The following is a 23,037-nucleotide window of genomic DNA, read 5'->3' on the forward strand; positions in this document are numbered from 1 at the left end:
CCCTATTCATATCATTCATGATACTTTTTGTACCGTTGTCACAGGAGGTGTACTTTCCTGCGCCTTCCTTTTATATCGATTTAAATAGGTTGATAAGATCGCCAAGACCATAAAAAAGATGTCATTGATGATTACAGATAGAAAGCCCATTTGAAGGACCATACCTATAATTGTAAAAAAAAGATAAGGTTTATGTTTGTGAATTTTACTTTGATACAGTTGATAAACGACAAGTAATAAAAACAAAAGATAAAAGAATATGCCAAGGAGACCCGATTCAGAGAGTATATCCAAGAAGGTGTTGTGTACGGAAAGATTATCCCCATATTCAAAGGAATTGTATTCCGCAAAGTTGAAGGCACCAATTCCAACGATTTTGTGGGTGGTGAAATATTCCCAGGCTCGCCCCCACAACTCGATCCGACCGCTGCCCCCGTCACTCGTAAAGTCGTTCATTCTCGATTCTAATATGGAAAGCAAATCAAATCTCAAATATACGATGGCTATATAGCACGCAAAGGTAACGGATAGGATGACCCCCATCGTCATTTTCAATTGTTTGAAAGGATGGTTAATCATTCCATATAAGACGAAGAGGACCAGCATGACAAGTAACCCCCCTCTAGAAAAAGTGAGGATATTCGTCGTAATACACAAGATCAATCCTGCTTTGTTCAACCATCCTTTTGAATTACATAAATAGTAGGCGAAGAAAACAGTATTATAAAAAACAAAAAAGTTAGGATCTTGGAGTAAGCCAATTAATCTAGGATAGTTGCGATCGATCATCAATCCGAATTGAGATATTCGGATTCCCTCGGTATCAAAAAAGTAGTCGACACTTTTAAGTCCAATCACGTACAAAAGAAGGCTCGCTGTATTGAAGATCAGACCCACATATCCAATACTCTTATCAATGATCGATTGATTGACCCCTTCAAGTATGGATTTCATCACCATGTAACAAGACAAATAGATAAAAGCACCAGCCATTATCCTTATACTTGAGGCAGGATATAGCGAGAATGCGCCTGTAAACGAGTAAATCAGATAGAATGCGATCATAGCCACTTCATATAATTGCAGATGATAGAACCGGAACTGACTGATCATAATGACAAAATAAAGGAGGGAAAAGATCATATAAGGTTTTAATGAAAACCCTATGTGAACACCATAATTAGCTAAAGTGATCAGCAAGAATAGAAAAAATACAGTCCAATTTCTTTTATGATCCGTTGGCTTTTGAAGGTCCATTTCCCACCCCTCCTGAATGCTTCGGCACTCGTCCTTGTTTGTATTTCAATATCCAATGTTGAGTATAAACGGTGATTTTTCGCCTTAGTTCAGTGTCCAGCAAAGGAAGCAGCAGCACAAGGATGGAATGGAGACTCAGTGCAAGTATGGCATGAAAAGTCTCTAGCCATTCCATAAGAAATAAGCCAGCAAAAAAGTAGGATAAATAAGGAAATAAGGACTTTTTGAACAGCACCCATCGATTTGGTGAACATAACCAAAAACCTAGAAGAGCCAAAACTTCGATAGCCACTCCAGTAATGGCAGCACCGATAACGCCATAAGAAAGGCTTAAGGTTATATACATGCCTACACCGACGATAACAGTGACAAATTGTATAAATGTACGGAAATTTTGTTTTTCCATCGTTGTTAAACCGTCCGCTAATGCTATGTTTATGGATTGAAGTAAAAGCATAAGTGAAAGAACTTTAAGTGGAAAAGCCGCACCTAACCACTCCGTCCCGAATAAAACCTTGATGACGTATTCAGAAAGGTAAAAAAAAGGAAGAACCATCATCATACCGACCAATGACATGATTTTTGTCTGCGTAATCCGATGGTCAAGGTGTCGTTCCAAGTTCTGATTTTGGAAAGAACGAAATAAAACGGGATAGTAAGCTCCTGCTACAATAAAAGGAATTTGCTGCAAAGCTTGTGGGATTCGATAAGCCACAGCGAACAGTCCCACTGCAGCAATCGGGATCGTTTTCTCAAGAATGATAGGCCCAATATGCGGCAGCAAAACAAACAGGAGGCCCCCCAATGTGAAGGAACCCAGGTTCTTGAAAAGACCTTTATGGAAAGGGTATGAAAACCGAATGGATACGTCCTTCATCACTAAGATCAGACCAAAAATTCCTGCTGTTAAATAAGAGAATCCATATAACGCACACATGATGAGAGGGTTTAACTGGAGCCCCATCCCGATCACCATTGCTGTAACAAGACAAAATGATGAGACCATACGGATCAATCCGTAATATTGCATTTTTTCAATAAGTTGATAGAAAGTCGTTCCTATGCTTTGTAAGGCGACACCAGTGACCATAGGGATAATTAAATAGTAAGCCGTACGAATCAACTCTCCGTTACTTGAGTTGAACATGTGAATGAAGGAGAAACCAATGAAAAAGGTGGCCACAAGAAGAGCCAATCTCATCTTCACATAAGAAGAAATCAGTTCCTGTAATTTCACCTTGGGCTTAGAACCTTCGCGAAGTGTGATATCGCTTAACCCTGCATCTGTAAAATACCCCATAATCATGGCAAAGGCTAAAGCGACACTGAACACTCCATAATGGTTGGATTGGAGGTAGGATGCCAAGACAATGAGAGCAGCAGCATTCAAAATACTAGATAGGGCCGTACTGTAAAATAGATGAAGGATATTTGATCCAATGGAATTTTTCTTTTCCTTGTTCACCTGCTCCTCCCCTCCTTCAAAGTTTTCATTTATCCCGTTTGTAGAATGGTGCCGAAGACTTCTCTACCAGACCTTTCAATTGCTTCTACAGTGTTTACTAACTTTTCTTTCTTACTCTTATTTGTTCGAGCTACCAAAATAACACCTTCACAGTACTCGACTAACAATTGAGCATTTGCACTAAATAAAAATGTTGGAGACGTAAATAAAATGAGATCGAACGCCTTCTTACATTCCTCAACGACCCCTTTAATTTTTTCAGGTATCCACATTCCCTGTGGAAATTTTTGGGTAGATCCAGTAGTTAAGAGGCATAGGTTAGGGACCTGTGTTTCCCTGATCATATTTTGTACACCTCTCCTTTCTAGAACAGCATTAGCCCAACCCAATTTATTCTTTTTTTGAAAAAAATCATGGAGAGTAGGAGACGATAGATCCGCATCGACCAATAACACTCTCTTACCTTGTTGAGCCATAGCCATAGCTAATTTCGCAGATATCAAAGAGTTTTCCGTATGTTCATCTACTGATGTAAGCATCAACGCTGAAGGTTCGTGTCGGATGAATCGATTCACTCGAATTTGGATCATGCGTATTTGCTGAGTGCTCACATATTGTTCGTTGAGCATTAATCTCTGTTTGATCTTCTCAGACACTGACCTCATTTTTTTTCTCCCCTTCTACGACTTCCATTTTTCTACCTCTCTGGATAGGATTTTCTTCATGTTTCCTCTTTCGTGAAGTTTTCTTTTTCAAATGAAGATCACCAAAGACCAGAATCCCCAATTCCTTTTCTACTTGAGAAACGGTTCGGATTGAATCATCTAAATGTTCCCTCAAAAAAGCGACTCCGATCCCAGCTAATAACCCAATCACTACCCCAATTCCCAAGTTCAGTGTAGTGCTACCGATTTTTTCAGCGGTGGTTCCATTAGGAGAATCGCTTAAGATGTATATATCTTGTACATCAAACAGCTGATTCATCTTGTCTACAGTAGTAACAACGATCATGTTCGCTATTTTTTCTGTATCATCCGGACTACTTCCTCTTACGACAACATTCACAATCTGTGAATTCCTCGTATTCTGTACGACCACCTGTTTTTCTATGTCTTCATAACTGATACTAAATTCGTTGCTTACGTAATTAAGTACGCTGGGGCTTTTAATAAAATCGATGGTAGAGGCAAGTAACATATTAAGTTCTCTCGATTCCGCATATTCAGTCGTTTGTTTGTTCAAATCACCGACAACGATACTCTCCATTGATTCATACGTAGGCTTCATGAAAAATATTGAAACAGCTCCGACTAAAATAAACACGAAAAAGGTGACGATAAAGATTGTAAGGATTCTCTTTTTGAGAACAGAGAAAAAAGCTTTAATATCCATCTGATCTTGCATGACAACCTCCACCTATTCATTAAAGTTTATATCTAATAAGTGTGCACTTGATGACTTTGACAATATTTTATTGTTAATTGAATGCCGTCCGATAGTGTATAAGAGGGTTCCCAATCAAGCCAATGTTTAGCCTCCTGGTTGGAAAGTAAACTATGACGGATATCCCCTGGCCGTTCATCATGAAAAGAAGGACTCATAGAATCACTAATGTTAAAGTACAGTTCTTCAATAAGTTCTAATATAGAAGTTTTAGTTCCTTGGCTGATATTGAGCGTTTTTCGATCACCATAATGACATGCGGCTACATTCGCTTTGGCTACATCTTTAACAAAAATAAAATCTCTCGTTTGCAACCCATCTCCGAAAACGGATAAAGCCTCCCCTCTCAAGGCTTGATCGATGAACAAGGCCACTACCCCGGCTTCCCCTTTTGTATTTTGTCTCATTCCATAAACATTGGAATAGCGAAGAATGGTATAGTTCAAACCGAATGTGTTAGAAAACATTTGAATATAGGTTTCTGCATTTCTCTTTGACAGCCCATAAAACGATAAAGGATCTACAGGATGATCCTCCCCTATAGGTAAATATTCCGGTGCACCATAAACAGCTGCTGAAGAAGCAAAAATAAACTTCTTCACTCCATATTTCACGCAGGCTTCTAACAGGTTTACTGTCACCTTGATGTTTTCTTCCGCATCAAACCCTGGATTTTTCATTGAATAAGAAACTGAAACTTGAGCCGCTTGATGAATAACGATGTCCGGCCTTTCCTTGGCAAACACTAAATCTAACTTATCTTTGAGATCTACGTTATAGTGAATCACACGATCAGAAATGTTCTCTACCCTTCCTGTTGATAGATTGTCTAAAACGATTACATCAAAATTCTGTAGAAGTAATTCATCTACGATGTGTGATCCAATAAAACCAGCCCCACCTGTCACTAATGCTTTCACTAGACTCCACCTGCCTATCCGCATTTTCTTTATAAAGAACCATCAAACTCTCGTTCTTTATAAAGTATATTATGTTCATTATAGAGTGTTTATCTTTAATAGCAAAACTCCAAATCCACCTTATTTGTTCTCGATAAGACACTTTTCGTGGTGAATACTTCCAATACCTCTCTTTTTTTATCTTTTTCGTTCTGTTTAAAGAACAAAAAAGAATGATCAGTTTTACTAAAGGTTCAAACTGATCACTCTTTTATTTAATGTTTTTGTTGTTACACCCTCCTGCTCCTACACTTTGGTTTGGAAGAGAGGTATAAAAAGGTGCTCCATATAATAATGATCCATTTCATAATTGTGAAGCTGCTAAGGTCAGGGGGTCGACTGTGGATAGTATGAGTTGTCATCCCCTTGATCAACGATATATGTTTCATTCACATTAGAAATCAGACTGTTCCTCATAGACTGAGCAGAGAAATTTACAATCTTAGTTTCCGAGGCATATGATTCCACGTCCCAGATCATTCCTTGAAAGCGGTTATCTGATCCAGACACTTTTAAGACCTCTTCTGTAGCATCTGACAATTGAATTTGAAAGTCAGTAAATTGATTCCCCGACACCTCATTAGGAATAGATTTAGAACTCTCTATGACGATACATTCGACACAATCATCCAACGTAAGATTAATAAAGCGATTGCCATTAACAAAGTTATATTTCCCAGTTGGTGTTTCAGCCTTGATGAAAACTCCTGTTCGAAAACCCACAATTTTTATCGATGAAAAATCGACAAAACTAATAAATTCATTGGAATGGTCAGCTACAAGTGCTATAGCTGTTCCCGTGTTTTCATCACTCGTATTTATAATATTCATCCCCTCAATGCGTGAAGTTTCCCACGACCAGAACTTTTGTCCACCATCAAAATAGAGGACTTCAGAAGAGAAGTTTTTATCAGACACCTCTATGATGCCATTTGTAATTGAGGCATTTTTCATGATTTCAAAAACCCTAAAGTCACCTTGAACTTCTAAAGTGGTGTACTTTCCTAATTCCAGCTCAATCCCTTGTTTTAAAATAATCCCTTTCTGAAGGATGAATCTTTGATTACCTGTCACCTTAACTTTCCCTAATTCATGTTTCACGCCATAATTAATAGCCTCTTGGATAGCCGTTGAATCATCCTTATCGTCGTTTCCTTTGGCACCAAAATCCTCAATATTTACCTCCTCTTTCAGTGAAGCTTTTTCTAAGGATTGTTGTTGATTTTCATATTTTTCGTAAACAAATAGAATACCGAGGATAAGTACAGCTAATGAAAGCATAAAAACCTTGTAATTCAACACATACGCTCCTCAAAAATATTTTAAAGTGCCCTATTGTTTAAGGACAAATAAAGACTGAAAAAACGCAAGCCTCTCCAATTAGGGCTTGCGTTTTTCATGACATGAAAGAAAGACTGTCTTCCTATTGTTCAAAAAATTCCCAGACGCTTTTTTGTTCTAATGCGCTCTGGAGGATCCGTATAAACCATCTCTCCCTCAAGAACAACGTGAGCATTTTCCATGAATTGATACATGAGATCTGTACCGAACTTTTTCTCAATTTTGCTGTAAGCTTCTTTCATAAAAAATCCACGTTTTTTGGAGTCATGAGCGTTAGAGGCTACAAGGTGAGTCAGATTGAATTCAATCATTTGATAAGAAAATTTTTGAACTTCTTTCCCTAATTTCCCTGCAATACTTGCGGCGGTTACTTGAGTGATAGCGCCATTTCTTACAAAGTTATAGAGTTCATTCGGTTGCTGACGAATCATTTTATTACGCTCTGGATGAACGAGTACAGGCTTGTAACCAAGCAATTGAATCTCATACATCATTTTTTTAGCATAATGGGGAATGTCGTGATTCGGCAATTCGAGAAAAACATAACCGCTATTCTTGTTGATAGAAAGCAATTCCTCCGAATCAAACGCTTCAAGATCTCCATTGAGTCTTATCTCCTGTCCTGGGAGCACCGTCAAATCAATTCCTTGTTGAAAGAGTTCATCATTCAACTGAGCGGTTTTCTGGATAACGAGCGATTTTGGATTACTATACCGTGTATGAAGGTGATGGGGAGTAGCAACGATCGTATCGATTCCTTGTTCAACAGCCAACTTGGCCATTGCGACACTATCCTCCATCGTCTGAGCTCCATCATCTAATCCAGGTAAAATATGACTGTGCAAATCGATCATTTTCATTCCACCTCTTTAGTATTTTCGAACAAAGGTTAAACAGGTTGCTATCTCCTAACACCTAAGATAATTAGTAAATGATTTCATGTGCACTTATTAAGTAGCTACTAACCAACAAACAGCATTGTTAAACAATATAATCCAATAAATTCCTTCACGTTCAGCCTCACAAATTGAGAATTGCGCAGACCGCAATTGAACTAAACACAACACTGCATATGTTTTTGGGATTTACCTTCTCCTGTGGTTCTTCGCAATCTCTTCGTTGTTCTTTATTAAGAATGGCATAAATTGATTATATATCCTTGGGAGACATATAGGAAACCTCAAATACTCCCATATTTCACTTTAAAGAACAGATTCATCAATAAATCTTTAAAATACTCAATATAACACTAAAATAAGTAAAATATTCCTTGTTTATTCTTTTGAAAGAACACATTTTTATTAAGACCCGCCTTTTACTTTCACCAACATAGGAGGATTTACACCTCAGTACCAGAGGTTTAACATCGTTGTTTATGCACGTGAGACGTAAGAACCAATTGGATTTGTTTTTCATATAATACAGTCTTAAATCTTGACTACATTTTCAGGTGAGAATGAACATACCAAATTCTTGTTAAGAGAGCTTTTATAGTAAATAAGAAGGAAAATTGAAAAGAAGAGGTGTACCAATTGGTATTTTCTAATGAAGAACTTCAAAATGAGATCAACAATTTGACAAGTGCCATAAATGGGATTGTGTCACTTTTATCCTCAAACAGTAACTCCTCAAGTTCCCAACCCGTCTATATTCGAGTTTCTGACTTTTCAGGAGTAAGTGATGCAGATAGGTTACAGAAAGCGATTGACTATGCACAGCAACATTCCATAAAAACCGTATTTTCTGATGATCTAAGTTTTTATTTAGAGAGCACAATTACTATAAAAAAAGGTGTACGTCTATTGTCTGCTTACTCTACGGTTTACATGCTGGGAGCGAATGTGGACGGATTCATCATAGAACAAGATGCTTCTTTTTTAGGGGGAAAAGTTGCTATTGACGTAACTGGATATACAAGAAGAGCCATTTCATTGAATGGATCACAAAAGTTCTACAACACGTGGAACAATACACAGATTGATGATATTACGATACTGAACTGGATGGGGGATAACGGGGGCACTGGGATTTACCTTTACTCCGGAGGAAACGAACACGAAATTTCATTTGTAAACTTCAGCAACATTAAAATCGTAGGCTTTGAAAAGGGAATACATCTTCGCGCAACAAAACCTAGCAGCGGCAGGGCTTGGGTAAACGCGAATAACTTTGACAATATCGCCATCGAAGATTGTGTCCATATGATTGTGCTTGAGGGAAGCGAAACGGTCCCATTTGAAACAACAGGAAATATATTTTCAAACCTCCAAATCCAACCCTCTAATTCTACAAAAAAAATCATTACAGCCAGTGGCCAAGATAACAGATTTACAGGCATGGTGTGGGACTTATTTGAGATTACCCACTCCGGGTCTGTCGTAGATTTTACTGTTAGGTCGTCTTATAATTTCGTCGACTTATCCAGAAATGTGCCCCTGGATCGTGTCAGTGATAAAGGGAGAAAAAACCTTGTCGTTAGTCATGACACGACAATAGTTGAAAAAAGAACGAGTGACCCACAAAATCCTGTGGTAGGGCAAGTATGGTTAAGAACAGACCTTAACCCAACAACAGATGCTGTTTATCGAGTCATGACCAGCGCAGGTATTATGTACATTCCTATAAAACCAATATGATGAATTAGAATCTCTGACTATAGGATTGGAATAAGTATGTGTCTAGAAAGTATCTGTATGGAATTGAAAACGTAACTAAGAATAGAAACACCATGTTGTTATATCGTTTATCCCATGTATTAATGCTACAATAACGCTCATTCTTAACCTTCTTCTAGCGATATTCCTTCGAGTTGTACGTATAGGAGTACTGTAATCCTTTTATGTATTCAGGTTGCACCATGACTCTATTTTTACCATTGTTACCTAATAAAATCAGCTCTTCTTGTATCATTTTCAAACCTAAAAACACCGGGAGCACTATCAAAGTATGAATTTTAATATATGACATTTTATATTAAATTATGTCGGATGATGAACACTCAAGACTATCACAAAAGAGAAGTGGTAGTCTTTTTTTCTTATTTTTCTGAATAATTAGCAAATAATGTTGATTATTCTTTCTTTTTTGATAAATTAGAAAATGTAGGATAAAAAAGGTTTCTAAAGAAAGGGGTCATTTTATTGAAAAAAACGTCAAAGATTGTAACATCTGCTTTAGCTCTAGCTCTCACCATGGGGCCAATGAGCGCCAGTGCATTCGAGTTGCCAACGACTGGGCATGAGAACGTACATAAATCTCATTCACATTCTCCTAGCGGTATGCCATTTGATGCAGCCGTCGCTAATGATGAGCGCTTGATCGAGATGTTGAAAGAGAATGGGAAGATTGCCAAAGATGCTACACCTGCGGAAGCTGAGGAAGGTTTGAAAAAATTCTTAAAATCTAAACAAGCTTCTGCTGAAAAAGCCAAAGGGCAGTTCGATGATGAAAAAGCCGAGACGAAGAAAAAGTTAAAAGAAGCCATGGATAATAACAGCTTGAAGAAAGGTAAAGGAAATAAACTTGGACAAGCGGACACTCCTGATGGTGTAGAGGAAGAGGCTTATAATGGAGAAATGCGTACGGATAAAGTACTTGTTCTTTTAGTCGACTATCCAGATAAACCGCGTAACACCATCTCTCCTGAACACTCGGATATGTATTATGATGATGAAGATGCTTACTCACGTGAACATTACCAGGACATGTTATTTGGTGATGGCGGCTGGACAGGACCGGACGGGAAAAACTATGTATCTATGAAACAATATTATGAGCAGCAATCCGGTGGAAGTTATTCTGTCGAAGGGGAAGTTGCTGGCTGGTACACAGCTAGTCAACCAGCTGCTGCCTATGGTGGGAACTACCCGACAGAGGATGATAGTGATGTCAATGCACGTGGGCTGGTCAAAGAAGCGCTTGAAGCTGCTGCTGCTGATCCAGAAGTAAACCTTGCTGACTATGACAAGTGGGATCGCTATGACCTAGACGGTGACGGGAACTACCTCGAGGCTGATGGATTAGTCGACCACTTGATGGTTATCCACTCTGGTGTTGGTGAAGAAGCTGGAGGAGGATCCCTAGGTCCTGATGCGATTTGGTCCCACCGCTGGAATCTTGGTGGAGTCTTCGCACTTGAGGGTACAGAAGCATCTGTTCCTTACTGGGGTGGTGCTATGGCAGCCTACGATTACACAATCGAGCCTGAAGACGGTGCTGTAGGAGTTATGGCGCACGAATTCGGACATGACCTCGGCCTTCCAGACGAATATGATACACAGTATTCAGGAGAAGGAGAGCCGGTTAGCTACTGGTCCATCATGTCGAGCGGAAGCTGGGCAGGTGACATTCCTGGTACAATGCCAACAGGATTCAGTCCTTATGCAAAAGAAATGCTTCAAGCTTCTGCCGTCGTAGATAGCGATGGTACCGAAGGAAACTGGTTATCCGGAACAGAAATTAATGTTGATGATGTCACTAAGGAAGGCATGTCGGTCCTTTTGGATGAAGCGAATACTAAAGGTGAGAACAATGATGTGGTCAAAGTTAACTTGCCACAAAAAGAAACGGTCATCAACGAACCAGCTAGTGGTGAATATGAGTACTTCTCCGGTAGTGCTGATGAAATGCACAACTATCTAACCACCACAGTCCATCTTACAAATGCTACGAGTGCGGAATTCAATTTCAAGGCATGGTACGATATTGAAACAGATTGGGATTATGCATACGTCACTGTTAACGGGGAACCAATCCCAAGTGATATTACTACAGATACCAACCCGCATGATTCTAACCTAGGTCACGGAATTACAGGAAGTTCTGATGGTTGGATTGACGCTTCCTTCGACCTTTCTGCATACGCAGGCCAAGAAGTTGAAGTGGCCATTGAATACGTGACAGATGCAGCCGTATCGAACCCAGGCCTCTACGCTGATGATCTTTCAGTTGTCGTAGACGGTGAAGAAGTGCTATTTGATGATGCAGAAGGTGAAGCGAAATTCAATCTTGATGGCTTCACGAAGGATGACGGAATCAAACGTTCTGACCACTACTACCTGCTTGAATGGCGTAGCCACAACGGTGTAGATGAGGGATTAGCCAACATCCGCCGTGGAGATAGTCTCATGACATTCGATGACGGACTTGTCGTCTGGTATGTGGATAATAAATATTCCGAAAACTGGACAGGTTTCCACCCTGGTGACGGGTTCCTAGGTGTTGTGGATGCAGACCAGCGCGTAAACAAATGGAGTGACGGTAGTCTTGGATTGACTCGTTATCAAGTCCATGATGCTGCTTTCAGCTTAGATAAATCTGAAAAAATGTATCTAGACTACAGTGAGCTTCTTGGTGTAACCATGAAAGATAATTACACGAAGCGCACACCTCTTTTCGATGACAGTGCAGACTACTCCAACCAAGGTCTAGTTGATGCAGGACGTAACGTACCTGAGTACGGACTGAAGTTCAGAGTCACTGGTCAAAGTGAAGATGGTACAGTTGGTAAAGTGATGATTTTCAAATAATAGGTTGAACTAAAAAAGACATTGAAGAGTAAATCTTCAATGTCTTTTTATTCTACATTACCGAACCACATCATGAAGGTGAGCATTCATAAATCCAAACACTTCATCTTCAGAAAATGAAGAATGATCTCCTTTCACCGTGTGCTTTAAGATACTTGAAGCCTTTCCGAAATCAAGAATGGACGCCTCATCCAAACCTTCCAGCATTCCATGCAGAATTCCTGCGGCAAAACTGTCTCCGCCACCAATTCGGTCCAAAACCTGAATGGAATGTTTCTGACTTTCAATAAATTGATCATTTTGCAATAGAAAACCCTGTAGTTGATGACTCTGTGAATCTATCACTTCTCTGTTCGTACAGGCGAAAAGGGAAATTCCATAATCCTGTGAAGCTTCTCTGAAGTACTTTTTTAATAGACTCGGATGGAAGTTCTCTTCTGGACCTACATTCAAAATATGTGTGAAGTCCTTTTGTCCGGCAAAACAGATATCTACATAAGGAAGAATCTGTTCAAAAGCGAGTTTTGCTTCCTCTTCGCTCCACAATTTGCTTCGATAGTTACAATCGAAGCTTACGAGCACCTTCCTTTTGCTCGCTTCCCTAACCGCCTGAAGAGTGAATTCCTTCAGCGAAGAAGAAAGAGCCGGGGTAATGCCGGACACATGGAACAATTGACAAGATTCGAAGATAGCGTCCCAATTCCATTCCTGCCCTGCCACTTGCAAAAAGGAAGAGTAGGCGCGATCATACGTCACTTTTGCTGAACGGGGTCCATATCCTTCTTCAACGAAATAGACACCAAGCCGTCCCTCTTCCCTTTTCACCCATTGATCGTTGACGTTCCGCTCCCGAAGGAATTTTCTCACATTTTCTCCCAGGTCATTGTCTGGAACCGCGGATACGAACGCGACCTCATGGCCGAAGTTTGCTAGATTTACTGATGCATTGAGTTCCGCCCCGCCGATTGTAGCTTGGAATTCCTTCGTCTCTTTGACTCTTTGAAAACCTGGGGGAGTCATTCGCATTAATGGTTCTCCGAGAGTGACGATTCTACTCATACGAACACCTCTTCAACCGCTTCGATGAACAACTTTGCATTCGCGGTAACCATTTCAAAATTCCCTTGCTGAGCTGGTCTAGTAACCTCTCCTCCGACTCCTACATGAACAGCACCGTTTCGAAACCAATCCTGGATGTTATCAAGATCCACACCGCCTGTAGGCATGATTTCCACTTGAGGGACCGGGCCTTTGACCGCTTTAATATGAGAAGGGGAAAAGGCTTGTCCAGGAAAAAGCTTCACGATGGATGAACCGAATTCAAGCGCTTCGATGGTTTCGTTCACGGTCATGCATCCTGGAATATAAGGGACTTGATATCGATTACAAAGCCGGGCCGTTTCTTTACTGAAATTCGGTCCGACGATGTATTCGGCTCCTGAATGGATGGCTAATTTAGCGGTTTCAGAATCAAGTACAGACCCTGCTCCGATGATGATCCCATCATAATTTGAAAAATGCTGAATAACTTTTTCCGCCTGAGGAATAGTGAACGTGAACTCAAGACTTTTGACCCCGCCTCTTATACAGGCCTCAGCGGTTTCGATGGCCTGTTCTGGTGAGTTTCCACGAACGACCACGGTTAATTTACTGTTCAGCAATTGTTGATACACATCAAGTTTCTTCATCTTCTTACCTCCTTATACTCCTGAATAAGCGGAAAAACCGCCATCGACAGGAACTACGATTCCATTCACGAAACTGGATGCTTTTGAGTCGACCAGCCAGAGAATCGTCCCTGCCAGTTCCTCTGCCTCACCGAATCGGTCCATCGGTGTCTGGGTCAGGATTTTATCCGCGCGCTCTGTGTAATCCCCCGCTTCATTAAGAAGAAGATTTCGGTTTTGATCGGTAAGAAAGAATCCTGGGGCTATGGCATTGACTCTGATACCCACTTTGGAAAAATGGACCGCGAGCCACTGGGTGAAGTTGCTGACTGCTGCTTTAGCCCCGCTGTAGGCCGGAATTTTCGTGAGCGGGGTAAAAGCGTTCATGGATGACACATTGATTATGGTACTCCCGTCATTATCTGGCATATCTTTGGCAAACACCTGTGTCGGAACTAAAGTGCCCGAAAAATTCAATCGAAACAGATCATCAACGGCATGGGGAGACAGATCAAAAAAGGACTGCGCCTCTTCCTCATCGCCAGTAAAATACTCGCTGCTCGTCGTTGCTTTCGGATGATTTCCCCCTGCACCGTTGATCAGAATGTCGATCTTTCCCCATTCTTCATTGATGCTTTTCTTCACTTCTTGGAGACTGTCCGAATCGAGAACATCTACACTGTAACCTCTAGCTGTACCCCCGTCTTCTGTAATGGAAGTGACAACCTCATCGATCTTCTCTTGGTTTCGTGCAAGAACAGCGACTTTTGCGCCGCATTGAGCTAATGTTCGGCTGAGAACGGACCCTAAGACACCACTCCCACCCGTGACGACGGCGACTTTATGATTGAGATCTACTTGAAATGGCAGCTTCACCTTTATCCTCCGTTCTTTGATTCATTTTCCATGTATCGATGATTCCATTTAAATACGTCGCCCCGAGGGCACGATCATACAATCCATACCCGGGCCGTCCTTCTTCTCCCCAGATCATTCTTCCGTGATCAGGGCGTATCGGACCTTCATACCCACAGTCGATAAGTTTCCCTATAATTTCTATCATTGGAAGAGATCCTTCATGAACCGAGTGCGAAGTTTCCTGAAATGAACGCTCCCCTGTCCAACGGATGTTCCGAGCATGGACGAAATGGATACGTCCACGTGCAGCTTCTATGATTTGAAGCAAATCATTCTCCCCTTCAGCTCCGAAAGACCCTGAACAAAACGTCAGTCCATGGTGGGGGCTTTCCACACTTCCAAGAATACGTTCAATATTTTTGCGGTTCGTTACAACTCTTGGTAATCCAAATATGTTCCAAGGTGGATCGTCCGGGTGGATAGCCATATTTACATCTACTTGTTCTGCTACTGGTATGACTTTTTCCAGGAAGTAGATAAGGTTCTCCATGAGTTGCTCTTCATCTATGGTTTGATATTCATCCATAATGGCCTGCAATTCCGTAGACTGATAGGAAAGGTCCCAGCCTGGAAGCGTCAGTTTTCCATCTAAAGGATTTAAGCTTCGAGCGGTTGATTCTTCATAAGCAAGAGAATGAGACCCATCTGGTAGAGGCTCAGTCAAATTGGTTCTCGTCCAGTCGAACACGGGCATGAAGTTGTAACACACCGTTGAAATACCAGCTTCACCGAGGTTTCTTAACGTTTGTTGGTATTTGGAAATATAATGATCCTGCGTCGGTCGCCCTAACTTGATATCTTCATGTACGGGGACACTTTCAATGACTGTGAGCTCAAGCCCCTCGGATTCAATCGCACTTTTCAATTCTTTGATTCTCTCGAGCGGCCATACTTCCCCGGCAGGGATATCATAGATAGCTGAAACGATGCCCTTCATTTGCGGGATTTGCTTGATTTGTTCGAGCGTGACAGGATCGTCCTCTCCATACCAGCGAAAACTCATTTTCATAGAATCACTCCATTCTTCAAACCGAAGTATTCTTTTGCATTGTGATAAGAGATATCTTTTACATAAGCTCCCAGCCATTCAATCTCTGACGGTACTTTCCCGTCTTGTGCCCATGTACCGAATAGATTGCAGAGAATTCTTCTGAAATACTCGTGCCTGGAGAATGATAAGAAAGAACGTGAATCTGTCAGCATCCCGACAAAGTGTTTGATCAATCCGACATTAGCGAGGATTTTCATTTGATTTTCCATGCCGTCGATATGGTCATTGAACCACCAGGCGGTTCCGAATTGAACTTTTCCAGCCGTGCTTCCGTCCTGATGATTCCCCGCAATCGTCGCCAGCACATAATAATCCTTCGGGTTCAAGCAGTAGAGAATCGTTTTAGGAAGACCGCTTCCATATTCAATGGAGTCGAGCATATGGGATAAAGGCTTTGCAAGCGAACGGTCTCCCGGTGAGTCATAGCCCGCATCTCTACCCACACGTTCGAACATTTTCGTATTGTTGTTTCGCATCGCCCCGATATGGAGCTGCATGATCCAACCTTTTTTGTTGTAGAGGGAGGCAAGGAATTGAAGCGTGAATGTTTTATACTTCTCCACCTCAACATTTGTCAGGCTCTCTCCGCGCATTTTTTTATCAAAAATCCCTGCCACTTCTTGCTCATCCGTTGGTTTATAAAACATCTCATCAATGCCATGATCGGAGGCTTTGCATCCATGATGATCAAAATAATCGACACGTCCAGCTAATCCATCCAGGAAGTCGGAGTACTTTTGAATCTCCGTATTCGTCACTTCACCCAGTTTCTGTACCCAGGCATTGAAATCTTCTTTATCGATTTTCAAGCCAGGATCCGGTCTGAATGATGGAGCGACTTGAAACGGGTGGTTTCCATTCTGCAATTCTTTGTGGAATGCCAGGTCATCGGTAGGATCATCCGTCGTACCGACAAACTCGACCCGATCTTTTTTCAATAGTTGTTGCGTGGACATCCCACCATTCTGAAGCTTTTCATTTGCCATGTCCCAAATACGATCCGCCGTCTCAGGATTGAGAAAGTCATGGATTCCGAAATACCTTTTCAGTTCCATGTGAGTCCAGTGGAACAATGGGTTTCCGAGCGTATTCGGAACCGTTTCAGCCCATGCTTTGAACTTTTCTTTTGGATCCGCATGGCCGGTAATATAATGTTCATCGATGCCATTCGCTCTCATCAAACGCCATTTGTAATGATCGCCACCGAGCCAAACATCCGTAAGCGTCTCAAACGTGATATCCTTTGAAATTTCATCTGGAGGCAGATGATTATGAAAATCAATGATTGGGAGATCCTTGGCAAAATCATGATAAAGTGTTTTCGCATAATCGTTGGTCAGTAAAAAGTCCTCTGAAATAAAATTACTCATCACTTTCACCTTCCTTTAAAAATTTCACATTCAAGTCCGTATAGAAGTCATCAGACAAACGGACACCGTTTACAACTACCGTACGCGTTTCACTTTCCGGAAAATAGATGCGTACTTTTTCATACAAAGGTTGATAAGAACCCTTCATACTTACATCTACCTGGACGTTTTGGTCATCCGTCACCGTTTTTACGGTCAACCAGCTCGCCACACCCTTTTCATGATCCAGAGATTCTCCATCATCATCATAAAAAGATTTCTCGATTGTGGCAGCGCCTCTGGCCGGATAAACAAGTAACCCACGTGCATCGTCTTCTTTATGACGGAAGGAAATTTCCCCATCCCTGATTGGGAACACGGCACCTCCTTGAGCGAATAAAGGCACTTGATGAAGATGAGCATTCACGGTCAATGTTTGACCACCCTCACGCCATGTTTCAGCGTTCATGTCATACCATCCTCGGTCATTTGCAGGCAAATACACAGTTCTTGTCGTTTGACCTTTTTCCATGACGTTCGCCACTAGTAGATCTTCCCCGACCATGAACTCATCATTTTCCTCGAACGTCTTTTCATCTGTTTCAAAATGATAGAAGGTCGGCGTAAGTACCGGCTGCTGCTGTTTATGGGCGTTATATAAAAGGTGGTAGAAATACGGCATCCATTTGACCCGTTCTTTCATCCAGTGACGGATAGTTTCGATATATTCCGGATACATCCATGGAACATTGACCGCCTGATCTTCATTCCAGGAATGGATCGTAAAACGCGGGTGGAAAATGCCATTCTGGATCCATCTGATCAGTAATTCAGGTTCCGGTGCTTTTCCTGAAAAACCACCGACGTCATGGCCGAAATTGTAAATGCCGGATAAGCTCAAGCTGAGACCCATCTTCAAGTTATAACGAATCGTTTTCCACGCTGTGTAGTTGTCACCGGACCATGTTTGGACGTATCGGTGCATGCCTGGACCACCAGAGCGGGATATGAGATATGGACGGCGGTTTTTATCATATTCCTGCTGAGCTTCCAAAGATGCTTTCATCATAAGGAGCGTTTGAATCGGTTTGATTTTTGATACAGGAAGCGGTTCGCCGAAGCCATCAGCCATAGCCCGTTCATCCCACACTTCGTATTCGTTGTTATCATTCCAAGTGGAATCAATCCCATAGCGTAATAGGGCATCTTTCACCTGATTCTTCCACCATCGGATGGCGGTCGGATTGGTGTAATCGACATAAGATCCAACAGCATCCCAAAATTGCGAAACCTCAGGGGAATCACCGGTATGATCTTTAATGAACAGGTTCTCTTCGGCTGCTTTTTCATATTGAGGATGATCCGTAAGCAGGACCGGTTTGATATTGGCACACACTTGAATGCCATTCTCATGAAAGTATTCGTTCATCCCTTCCGGATCTGGCACTTTGGACCGGTTCCAATGAAAGACATAACGCTTATCTCCGATGGATGTGTAACCGGAAGAGAGCTGGAAGGAATCACATGGAATGTCGTATTGTTTACACGCATCCACAAATTTCTTAAGCTGCTCTTGAGCATCCGGCGCATCGGTATAAGTCATTGTAGAACCCGAGTATCCTAGACTCCATTTCGGTGGAAGGACCATCTTCCCTGTCATCCATGTGTACGTTTCGACGACGTTCTTCACCGATGGACCGAGAATGAAATAATAGTCGAGTGTCCCTGACTTCGCCTGATAATAACGGTAGAAGCCATGGTAATTGTCCAGTTCTGCTCCCATATCGAAAATGCTGTCCGAATAGTTGTCGTAATATAGACCGTAAGCCGTACTTATTTTTGGTGATTGAACGATATAGAATGGGATATGTTTATACAATGGGTCGGTTCTTTCTGCGTCATACCCCATCGCATCGATGGTCCTCATCTGGTAACGCTTGTGATGACGGTTCATGTCTCCACTTTTTTCACCTAAACCATAATAACGATCCTCCTGGTCACGCTCCATATAGTGGAATACGCCTTCACCCAGCTGATTCTCAAAATTATAACTTTGGGTCTTTCGGTCACCGGCGACTTTCAACCACTCTCCGTCTCTCTTTTCGTACCAATCGATATAAAAGCCATGAAGATGGATTTTAGCCATCAATTTCGAAGTGGAAATCAACACGTGGCCATTTTCTTCAACTGCTTCATAAACAGGAAGGGAAAAAGCAGAGACATCTTCCCTCTCCCTTCCTTCAAACGGCACATCGTCCATCCCAGGTGCGATGGCCCACGTCTTTCTTTCATCAAGGTCACTCCCTGAATGATGGTGAACCCGGAACACACCCTCTTCTAAAATATATAGTGAAATTTGGTATCTTTCTGATTTAAAGGTGACACGGTTGTTTCGAGCGTCTGTCCAAGTAAACGATAGCTGAGTAATCATAAGAACTCTCCTTTTTATTTACAAAAGTCCGAACAATTCTGGCAGGGCCAGACTGATCCATGGGATATAAGTCACTAAGAGCAAAGCAATAATTAGAGCAATGAACATACGCGTCAATGGTTTGAGCACCGACTCAATGGAGACATCCGCCACACTACAACCGACGAATAACGCACTACCTACAGGAGGTGTCATAATCCCGATACAAAGGTTGAAGACGAGCACGATTCCGAAATGGACCGGATCCATCCCCAGCTGCATCGCAATCGGAAGGAAAATCGGTGTGAAAATCAGTACGGCTGGCGTCAAGTCCATAAACGTACCGATGATCAGTAGAATAATGTTCATGATCAGAAGAATGATGATCGGATTCTCTGATGCTTGCAGAAGCAGATCACTGATCGCTGTCGGAATCCCTGTGAATGCCATGACCCAGGACATGATTGAAGATGCTCCGACAAGGAATAATACAATTCCTGTCATGACGACCGTTTCACGAAGAATATCTGGAATGTCTTTCAGCTTGATTTCACGATAGACGGCCGCCAAAATAATCGAATACAAAACCGCAACCGCCGCCCCTTCTGTCGCCGTAAAAATACCTGCTACGATACCACCAATAACGATGACAATCAGCAACAAGCTCGGAATCGCATCCAAAACGACTTTGAGACCTTGTTGGAAAGTCGGACGTTCAGCGACAGGATAAGACTGCTTTTTTGCAATAAAGTAAGCGACGATCATGATCGCAAGTCCCATCAATATCCCTGGCAAATATCCTGCCATAAATAACGCGGAAATTGACGTTCCACCACTAACCAATGAATAAAGGATCAATACACCACTAGGCGGAATCAATAGCCCCGCAGGTGCAGAAGCAATGTTTACCGCCGCTGAATACGAGCGATCATATCCTTCCTTTGCTTGTAACGGCCCCATCACACGACCGATGGCAGCAGCTGATGCTACGGCTGAACCTGAAATGGACCCGAAAAGCATATTTCCGACGACATTCGTATGAGCGAGAGAGCCTGGCAGACGCCCGCCAATCAACTTCGCCAAGTTGATCAGCCTGATCGCAATTCCACCATTGTTCATAATACTCCCAGAGAGGATGAAGAAGATAACGGCGAGCAACGCAAAACTGTTAATGCCCTGGACCATTTTTTGTGCAGCGGTAAAAACAGCCACATCAAATGGAACGACGCTTAAAGCAGTGATAAATGAAGAAACTCCGATACCCACGGAGATCGGAACTCCGAATGCCAGCAACAAAAAGAAAACACCGAACAATATGAGTGAAGCCTGTAATGCCATGTCCATCCGTTACCCCTCCTTTCCTGTACTGAGTTCTTCTTGGTACTCTTTCACAAGCAATAATTTATAAATGACGACGAGTACACCACAAATCGGCAGGATTGAATAAACCACGCCCATGGGAATATTCAAAATTGGTGTCGTTTGTGTCATCGTAATACTGACAACTTCCATTCCGCCTTTAATCATAATTAAAATCGCAAATGCGAAGATGAACACGTCATTTACAATCCTTACTCCAAGACGGATCTTTCCTTTAAACTTGTTCTTTAAAAAAGTGATAGCTAAATGCTGGTTGGAACCGAACGCATAAGTCGCTCCCAAAATAGCTGTCCATACAAGCAAAAACCTTAGTAGTTCACCAGTCACTGTACTTGGCGCATTAAAGAAGTAACGGCTGACCACCTGCCAGATCGCACCGATGACAAGAACGGCGGTAAACACTGTAGTAACTGCCATGATTGTTCTGTCTAACACCATTTTTATCTTTGCAACCATTTATTTCCCCTCCCTTAAAGGGCTTTTCCATCTCTTTTGCAGTGTGTATTGAGCCATCTTCGGCTGACGGTCGCGGGTGAAAATTCCTTTTTTATTCCCGTCCACCCGTACCGTATCCTGCTTGGTCATAAAATCAGCGAAGTTCCAAACTTGTTCACCAACCACTTCTGGAAACTCATCAAAAACATTGTGGTACTTTTCTAAAAACTGCACCTGAAATTCCTCCGAAAACATGACGGCGGGTACCTTATGAAGGCCCGGCACCGTATCGACCCCATATTCCGTAATGACGATCGGCTGGTCGTGCGTCTTCGCCCATCTGTCGAGATAGTTCCTGAGGTCGGCGGTGCCTGCCTTCAGATCTCCCGGTGTCGAATACCAGCCAAAATAAACATTCAAACCGATGATATCCACAAGTTTGGATACGAAACATTTCTCCGGTTCAATCAGCATCAAGTTCACATTCATGATCGGCCGGTCGTCGAGCTTCCGAACAAGCTCCACCAAATCCTTGTAATAGACTTCCGCTTCCGGTTCCATCGTCGAAGCTTCATTCGAGAGAGACCACATGATGACAGACGGATGATTACGGTCCCGTTCAATCAATCTTTGAAGTGTATCCAAGTGATACTCCTTCAAACGGCTGGAAATTTTCCCATTGCTGAAAACGGGCTCCAGATTCCCCGTCGCTGGAACCCCTTGACTCAACAGGCCAACGGCAGACGTTTCATCGATGACTAAAAATCCAAGTTCATCTGCCAATTGCAAAACCTCTTCTGCATAGGGGTAGTGGGCAGTGCGGAAAGAATTTGCTCCTGTTTCCTTCATTAAATACATATCTCTTAAATTAGTGACAGGATCATACCCTTTTCCTCTGATGACAGCATCTTCATGCTTTCCGAACCCTTTTAAATAAATAGGGGATCCATTGAGCAACAACTGCTCGTCCTTGACTTCGATTTTTCTGATACCAACATTCAAGTAATAATGATCGAGAATTGTCCCTTCCCCATCCTTGAGGTAGACATCCAACTTGTATAAATAAGGATTTTCAGGACTCCAGGCTTCTGCTTCAGGGACTTGTATTTCTGTGGTATTTCCTTGTCTTTCAGCTATGATTTCTCCCTGATCATCTTTCAAAGAATAATAGACAAAAGCTGATGGTGGACTTTCGGATTGCACCGTTATCATTCCTGTCTCTCCATTGAAATCGGTACCAATTTTAAGCGAATGAATAAACGTTTGTGGTGTCGTATATAGGAAAACAGATCTGTGAATACCTGAATAATTGAAAAAGTCGTGCTGTTGGTGCAGGGTCCTTTTGGTTTCACCGTCCTCTGTCACTTTTTCTATAACTTCCCCGGGAGGAAGCATGTCCCATGTCAATTCATTGTTCACTTTCACAATGATGCGATTCATCTTTTCTTCATTTACAAAAGCAGTCACATCGACCTCAAAAGGAAGGAATCCATTATGACTTTCCGTGACAAAATGACCATTCACCCACACCTTAGCATGATGAGCAACTGCTCCGAATCTTAAAATGATCCTTTCTGTCATCCAATCCGACGGTACATAAGTGGACGTTTCATACCATACATCTCCTAAGAAATCTCTGATCTCCTCTGAAGTCGTTATATCGTTATAACTTGAAGGTACGGGCATATGTATCGGGGACGGAATCCCCTGAGATGGCCACCTTTCTCCAGCCCCTTTTCCGCTCGGGTCCAGCTGGAACTTCCAAACGCCATCCAATGGTTTCTTTTGTCTTTTCTCTGTCATCCTTGGATATAACAAGGTTTCCGCCCCCTTA

18 protein-coding genes are annotated in these 23,037 nt (G+C 42.0%); 2 read left to right on the forward strand and 16 right to left on the reverse strand.

The genetic code is table 11. The features are described 5' to 3' along the window. Positions 1-15: 15 nt before the first annotated feature. From DYE48_RS06070 to DYE48_RS06100, 7 genes are all read right to left on the reverse strand, one after another. Positions 16-1,257: an O-antigen ligase family protein gene (locus DYE48_RS06070; protein ID WP_115822852.1), complete on the reverse strand. Its 1,242-nt coding sequence runs from the start codon at positions 1,255-1,257 to the stop codon at positions 16-18. Further along, entirely contained in the window at positions 1,229-2,722 is a 1,494-nt protein-coding gene (locus DYE48_RS06075; protein WP_167449451.1) for an oligosaccharide flippase family protein, read from the reverse strand. The genes DYE48_RS06070 and DYE48_RS06075 overlap by 29 nt, the downstream gene beginning before the upstream one ends. 29 nt (positions 2,723-2,751) lie before the next feature. Next, positions 2,752-3,387, reverse strand: a complete 636-nt coding sequence (locus DYE48_RS06080) for a CpsD/CapB family tyrosine-protein kinase (protein ID WP_115822854.1) — start codon at positions 3,385-3,387, stop codon at positions 2,752-2,754. Then, positions 3,371-4,126 carry a YveK family protein gene (locus tag DYE48_RS06085; RefSeq protein WP_115822855.1) on the reverse strand — a complete coding sequence of 252 codons (756 nt, stop codon included), beginning with the start codon at positions 4,124-4,126 and terminating at the stop codon, positions 3,371-3,373. The genes DYE48_RS06080 and DYE48_RS06085 overlap by 17 nt, the downstream gene beginning before the upstream one ends. 32 nt (positions 4,127-4,158) lie before the next feature. Next, entirely contained in the window at positions 4,159-5,085 is a 927-nt protein-coding gene (locus DYE48_RS06090; RefSeq protein WP_115822856.1) for an NAD-dependent epimerase/dehydratase family protein, read from the reverse strand. 366 nt (positions 5,086-5,451) lie between these two features. Further along, positions 5,452-6,423 (reverse strand): pectate lyase family protein, encoded by a 972-nt coding sequence (locus tag DYE48_RS06095; protein WP_115822857.1) that lies wholly within the window; start codon positions 6,421-6,423, stop codon positions 5,452-5,454. A 131-nt stretch (positions 6,424-6,554) separates the two neighbouring features. Beyond that, the gene (locus DYE48_RS06100) at positions 6,555-7,319 is read right to left on the reverse strand and encodes a tyrosine-protein phosphatase (protein WP_208639633.1); all 765 of its coding nucleotides are present in this window, start codon (positions 7,317-7,319) and stop codon (positions 6,555-6,557) included. A gap of 678 nt (positions 7,320-7,997) precedes the next feature. Here DYE48_RS06100 and DYE48_RS06105 point away from each other — a divergent pair. Both DYE48_RS06105 and DYE48_RS06110 read left to right on the forward strand, forming a co-directional pair. Then, positions 7,998-9,101 carry a hypothetical protein gene (locus DYE48_RS06105; protein WP_115822859.1) on the forward strand — a complete coding sequence of 368 codons (1,104 nt, stop codon included), beginning with the start codon at positions 7,998-8,000 and terminating at the stop codon, positions 9,099-9,101. Between the two features lie 555 nt (positions 9,102-9,656). Then, positions 9,657-11,993 carry an immune inhibitor A domain-containing protein gene (locus DYE48_RS06110; protein ID WP_115822942.1) on the forward strand — a complete coding sequence of 779 codons (2,337 nt, stop codon included), beginning with the start codon at positions 9,657-9,659 and terminating at the stop codon, positions 11,991-11,993. Positions 11,994-12,050: 57 nt separating this feature from the next. Here the strand turns inward: DYE48_RS06110 and DYE48_RS06115 are convergent, their stop codons facing one another. From DYE48_RS06115 to uidA, 9 genes are read right to left on the reverse strand one after another with little or no spacing between them, the layout of a single operon-like run. Further along, entirely contained in the window at positions 12,051-13,052 is a 1,002-nt protein-coding gene (locus DYE48_RS06115) for a sugar kinase (protein ID WP_115822860.1), read from the reverse strand. Next, positions 13,049-13,681, reverse strand: coding sequence for a bifunctional 2-keto-4-hydroxyglutarate aldolase/2-keto-3-deoxy-6-phosphogluconate aldolase (locus DYE48_RS06120; RefSeq protein WP_115822861.1), 633 nt, complete (start codon positions 13,679-13,681; stop codon positions 13,049-13,051). The genes DYE48_RS06115 and DYE48_RS06120 overlap by 4 nt, the downstream gene beginning before the upstream one ends. 12 nt (positions 13,682-13,693) lie before the next feature. After that, positions 13,694-14,536, reverse strand: coding sequence for an SDR family oxidoreductase (locus tag DYE48_RS06125; protein ID WP_115822862.1), 843 nt, complete (start codon positions 14,534-14,536; stop codon positions 13,694-13,696). After that, entirely contained in the window at positions 14,502-15,587 is a 1,086-nt protein-coding gene (locus DYE48_RS06130) for a mannonate dehydratase (protein ID WP_115822863.1), read from the reverse strand. The genes DYE48_RS06125 and DYE48_RS06130 overlap by 35 nt, the downstream gene beginning before the upstream one ends. Then, positions 15,584-16,999 (reverse strand): glucuronate isomerase, encoded by a 1,416-nt coding sequence (uxaC, locus tag DYE48_RS06135; protein WP_115822864.1) that lies wholly within the window; start codon positions 16,997-16,999, stop codon positions 15,584-15,586. Before uxaC ends, DYE48_RS06130 begins: the two co-directional genes overlap by 4 nt. After that, positions 16,992-19,409: a glycoside hydrolase family 31 protein gene (locus tag DYE48_RS06140; protein ID WP_115822865.1), complete on the reverse strand. Its 2,418-nt coding sequence runs from the start codon at positions 19,407-19,409 to the stop codon at positions 16,992-16,994. The genes uxaC and DYE48_RS06140 overlap by 8 nt, the downstream gene beginning before the upstream one ends. A gap of 18 nt (positions 19,410-19,427) precedes the next feature. Next, the gene (locus DYE48_RS06145; protein ID WP_089651417.1) at positions 19,428-20,726 is read right to left on the reverse strand and encodes a TRAP transporter large permease; all 1,299 of its coding nucleotides are present in this window, start codon (positions 20,724-20,726) and stop codon (positions 19,428-19,430) included. A gap of 9 nt (positions 20,727-20,735) precedes the next feature. Continuing rightward, the gene (locus DYE48_RS06150) at positions 20,736-21,224 is read right to left on the reverse strand and encodes a TRAP transporter small permease (RefSeq protein ID WP_089651192.1); all 489 of its coding nucleotides are present in this window, start codon (positions 21,222-21,224) and stop codon (positions 20,736-20,738) included. After that, positions 21,225-23,021: a beta-glucuronidase gene (gene uidA, locus DYE48_RS06155; protein ID WP_115822866.1), complete on the reverse strand. Its 1,797-nt coding sequence runs from the start codon at positions 23,019-23,021 to the stop codon at positions 21,225-21,227. Between the last annotated feature and the right edge of the window lie 16 nt (positions 23,022-23,037).

Source organism: Halobacillus trueperi, from assembly GCF_003386945.1.
Classification (GTDB): domain Bacteria; phylum Bacillota; class Bacilli; order Bacillales; family Halobacillaceae; genus Halobacillus; species Halobacillus aidingensis.

Excerpts from the sequence above, each read along its gene's own strand:
- DYE48_RS06140 (WP_115822865.1), bottom strand. The coding sequence starts at position 19,409 with ATGATTACTCAGCTATCGTTTACTTGGACAGACGCTCGAAACAACCGT.
- DYE48_RS06110 (WP_115822942.1), top strand. The coding sequence starts at position 9,657 with ATGGGGCCAATGAGCGCCAGTGCATTCGAGTTGCCAACGACTGGGCAT.
- DYE48_RS06130 (WP_115822863.1), bottom strand. The coding sequence starts at position 15,587 with ATGAAAATGAGTTTTCGCTGGTATGGAGAGGACGATCCTGTCACGCTC.
- DYE48_RS06145 (WP_089651417.1), bottom strand. The coding sequence starts at position 20,726 with ATGGCATTACAGGCTTCACTCATATTGTTCGGTGTTTTCTTTTTGTTG.
- uxaC (WP_115822864.1), bottom strand. The coding sequence starts at position 16,999 with ATGAGTAATTTTATTTCAGAGGACTTTTTACTGACCAACGATTATGCG.
- DYE48_RS06150 (WP_089651192.1), bottom strand. The coding sequence starts at position 21,224 with ATGGTTGCAAAGATAAAAATGGTGTTAGACAGAACAATCATGGCAGTT.
- DYE48_RS06100 (WP_208639633.1), bottom strand. The coding sequence starts at position 7,319 with ATGATCGATTTGCACAGTCATATTTTACCTGGATTAGATGATGGAGCT.
- DYE48_RS06080 (WP_115822854.1), bottom strand. The coding sequence starts at position 3,387 with ATGAGGTCAGTGTCTGAGAAGATCAAACAGAGATTAATGCTCAACGAA.
- DYE48_RS06085 (WP_115822855.1), bottom strand. The coding sequence starts at position 4,126 with ATGCAAGATCAGATGGATATTAAAGCTTTTTTCTCTGTTCTCAAAAAG.
- DYE48_RS06120 (WP_115822861.1), bottom strand. The coding sequence starts at position 13,681 with ATGAAGAAACTTGATGTGTATCAACAATTGCTGAACAGTAAATTAACC.
- DYE48_RS06115 (WP_115822860.1), bottom strand. The coding sequence starts at position 13,052 with ATGAGTAGAATCGTCACTCTCGGAGAACCATTAATGCGAATGACTCCC.
- DYE48_RS06070 (WP_115822852.1), bottom strand. The coding sequence starts at position 1,257 with ATGGACCTTCAAAAGCCAACGGATCATAAAAGAAATTGGACTGTATTT.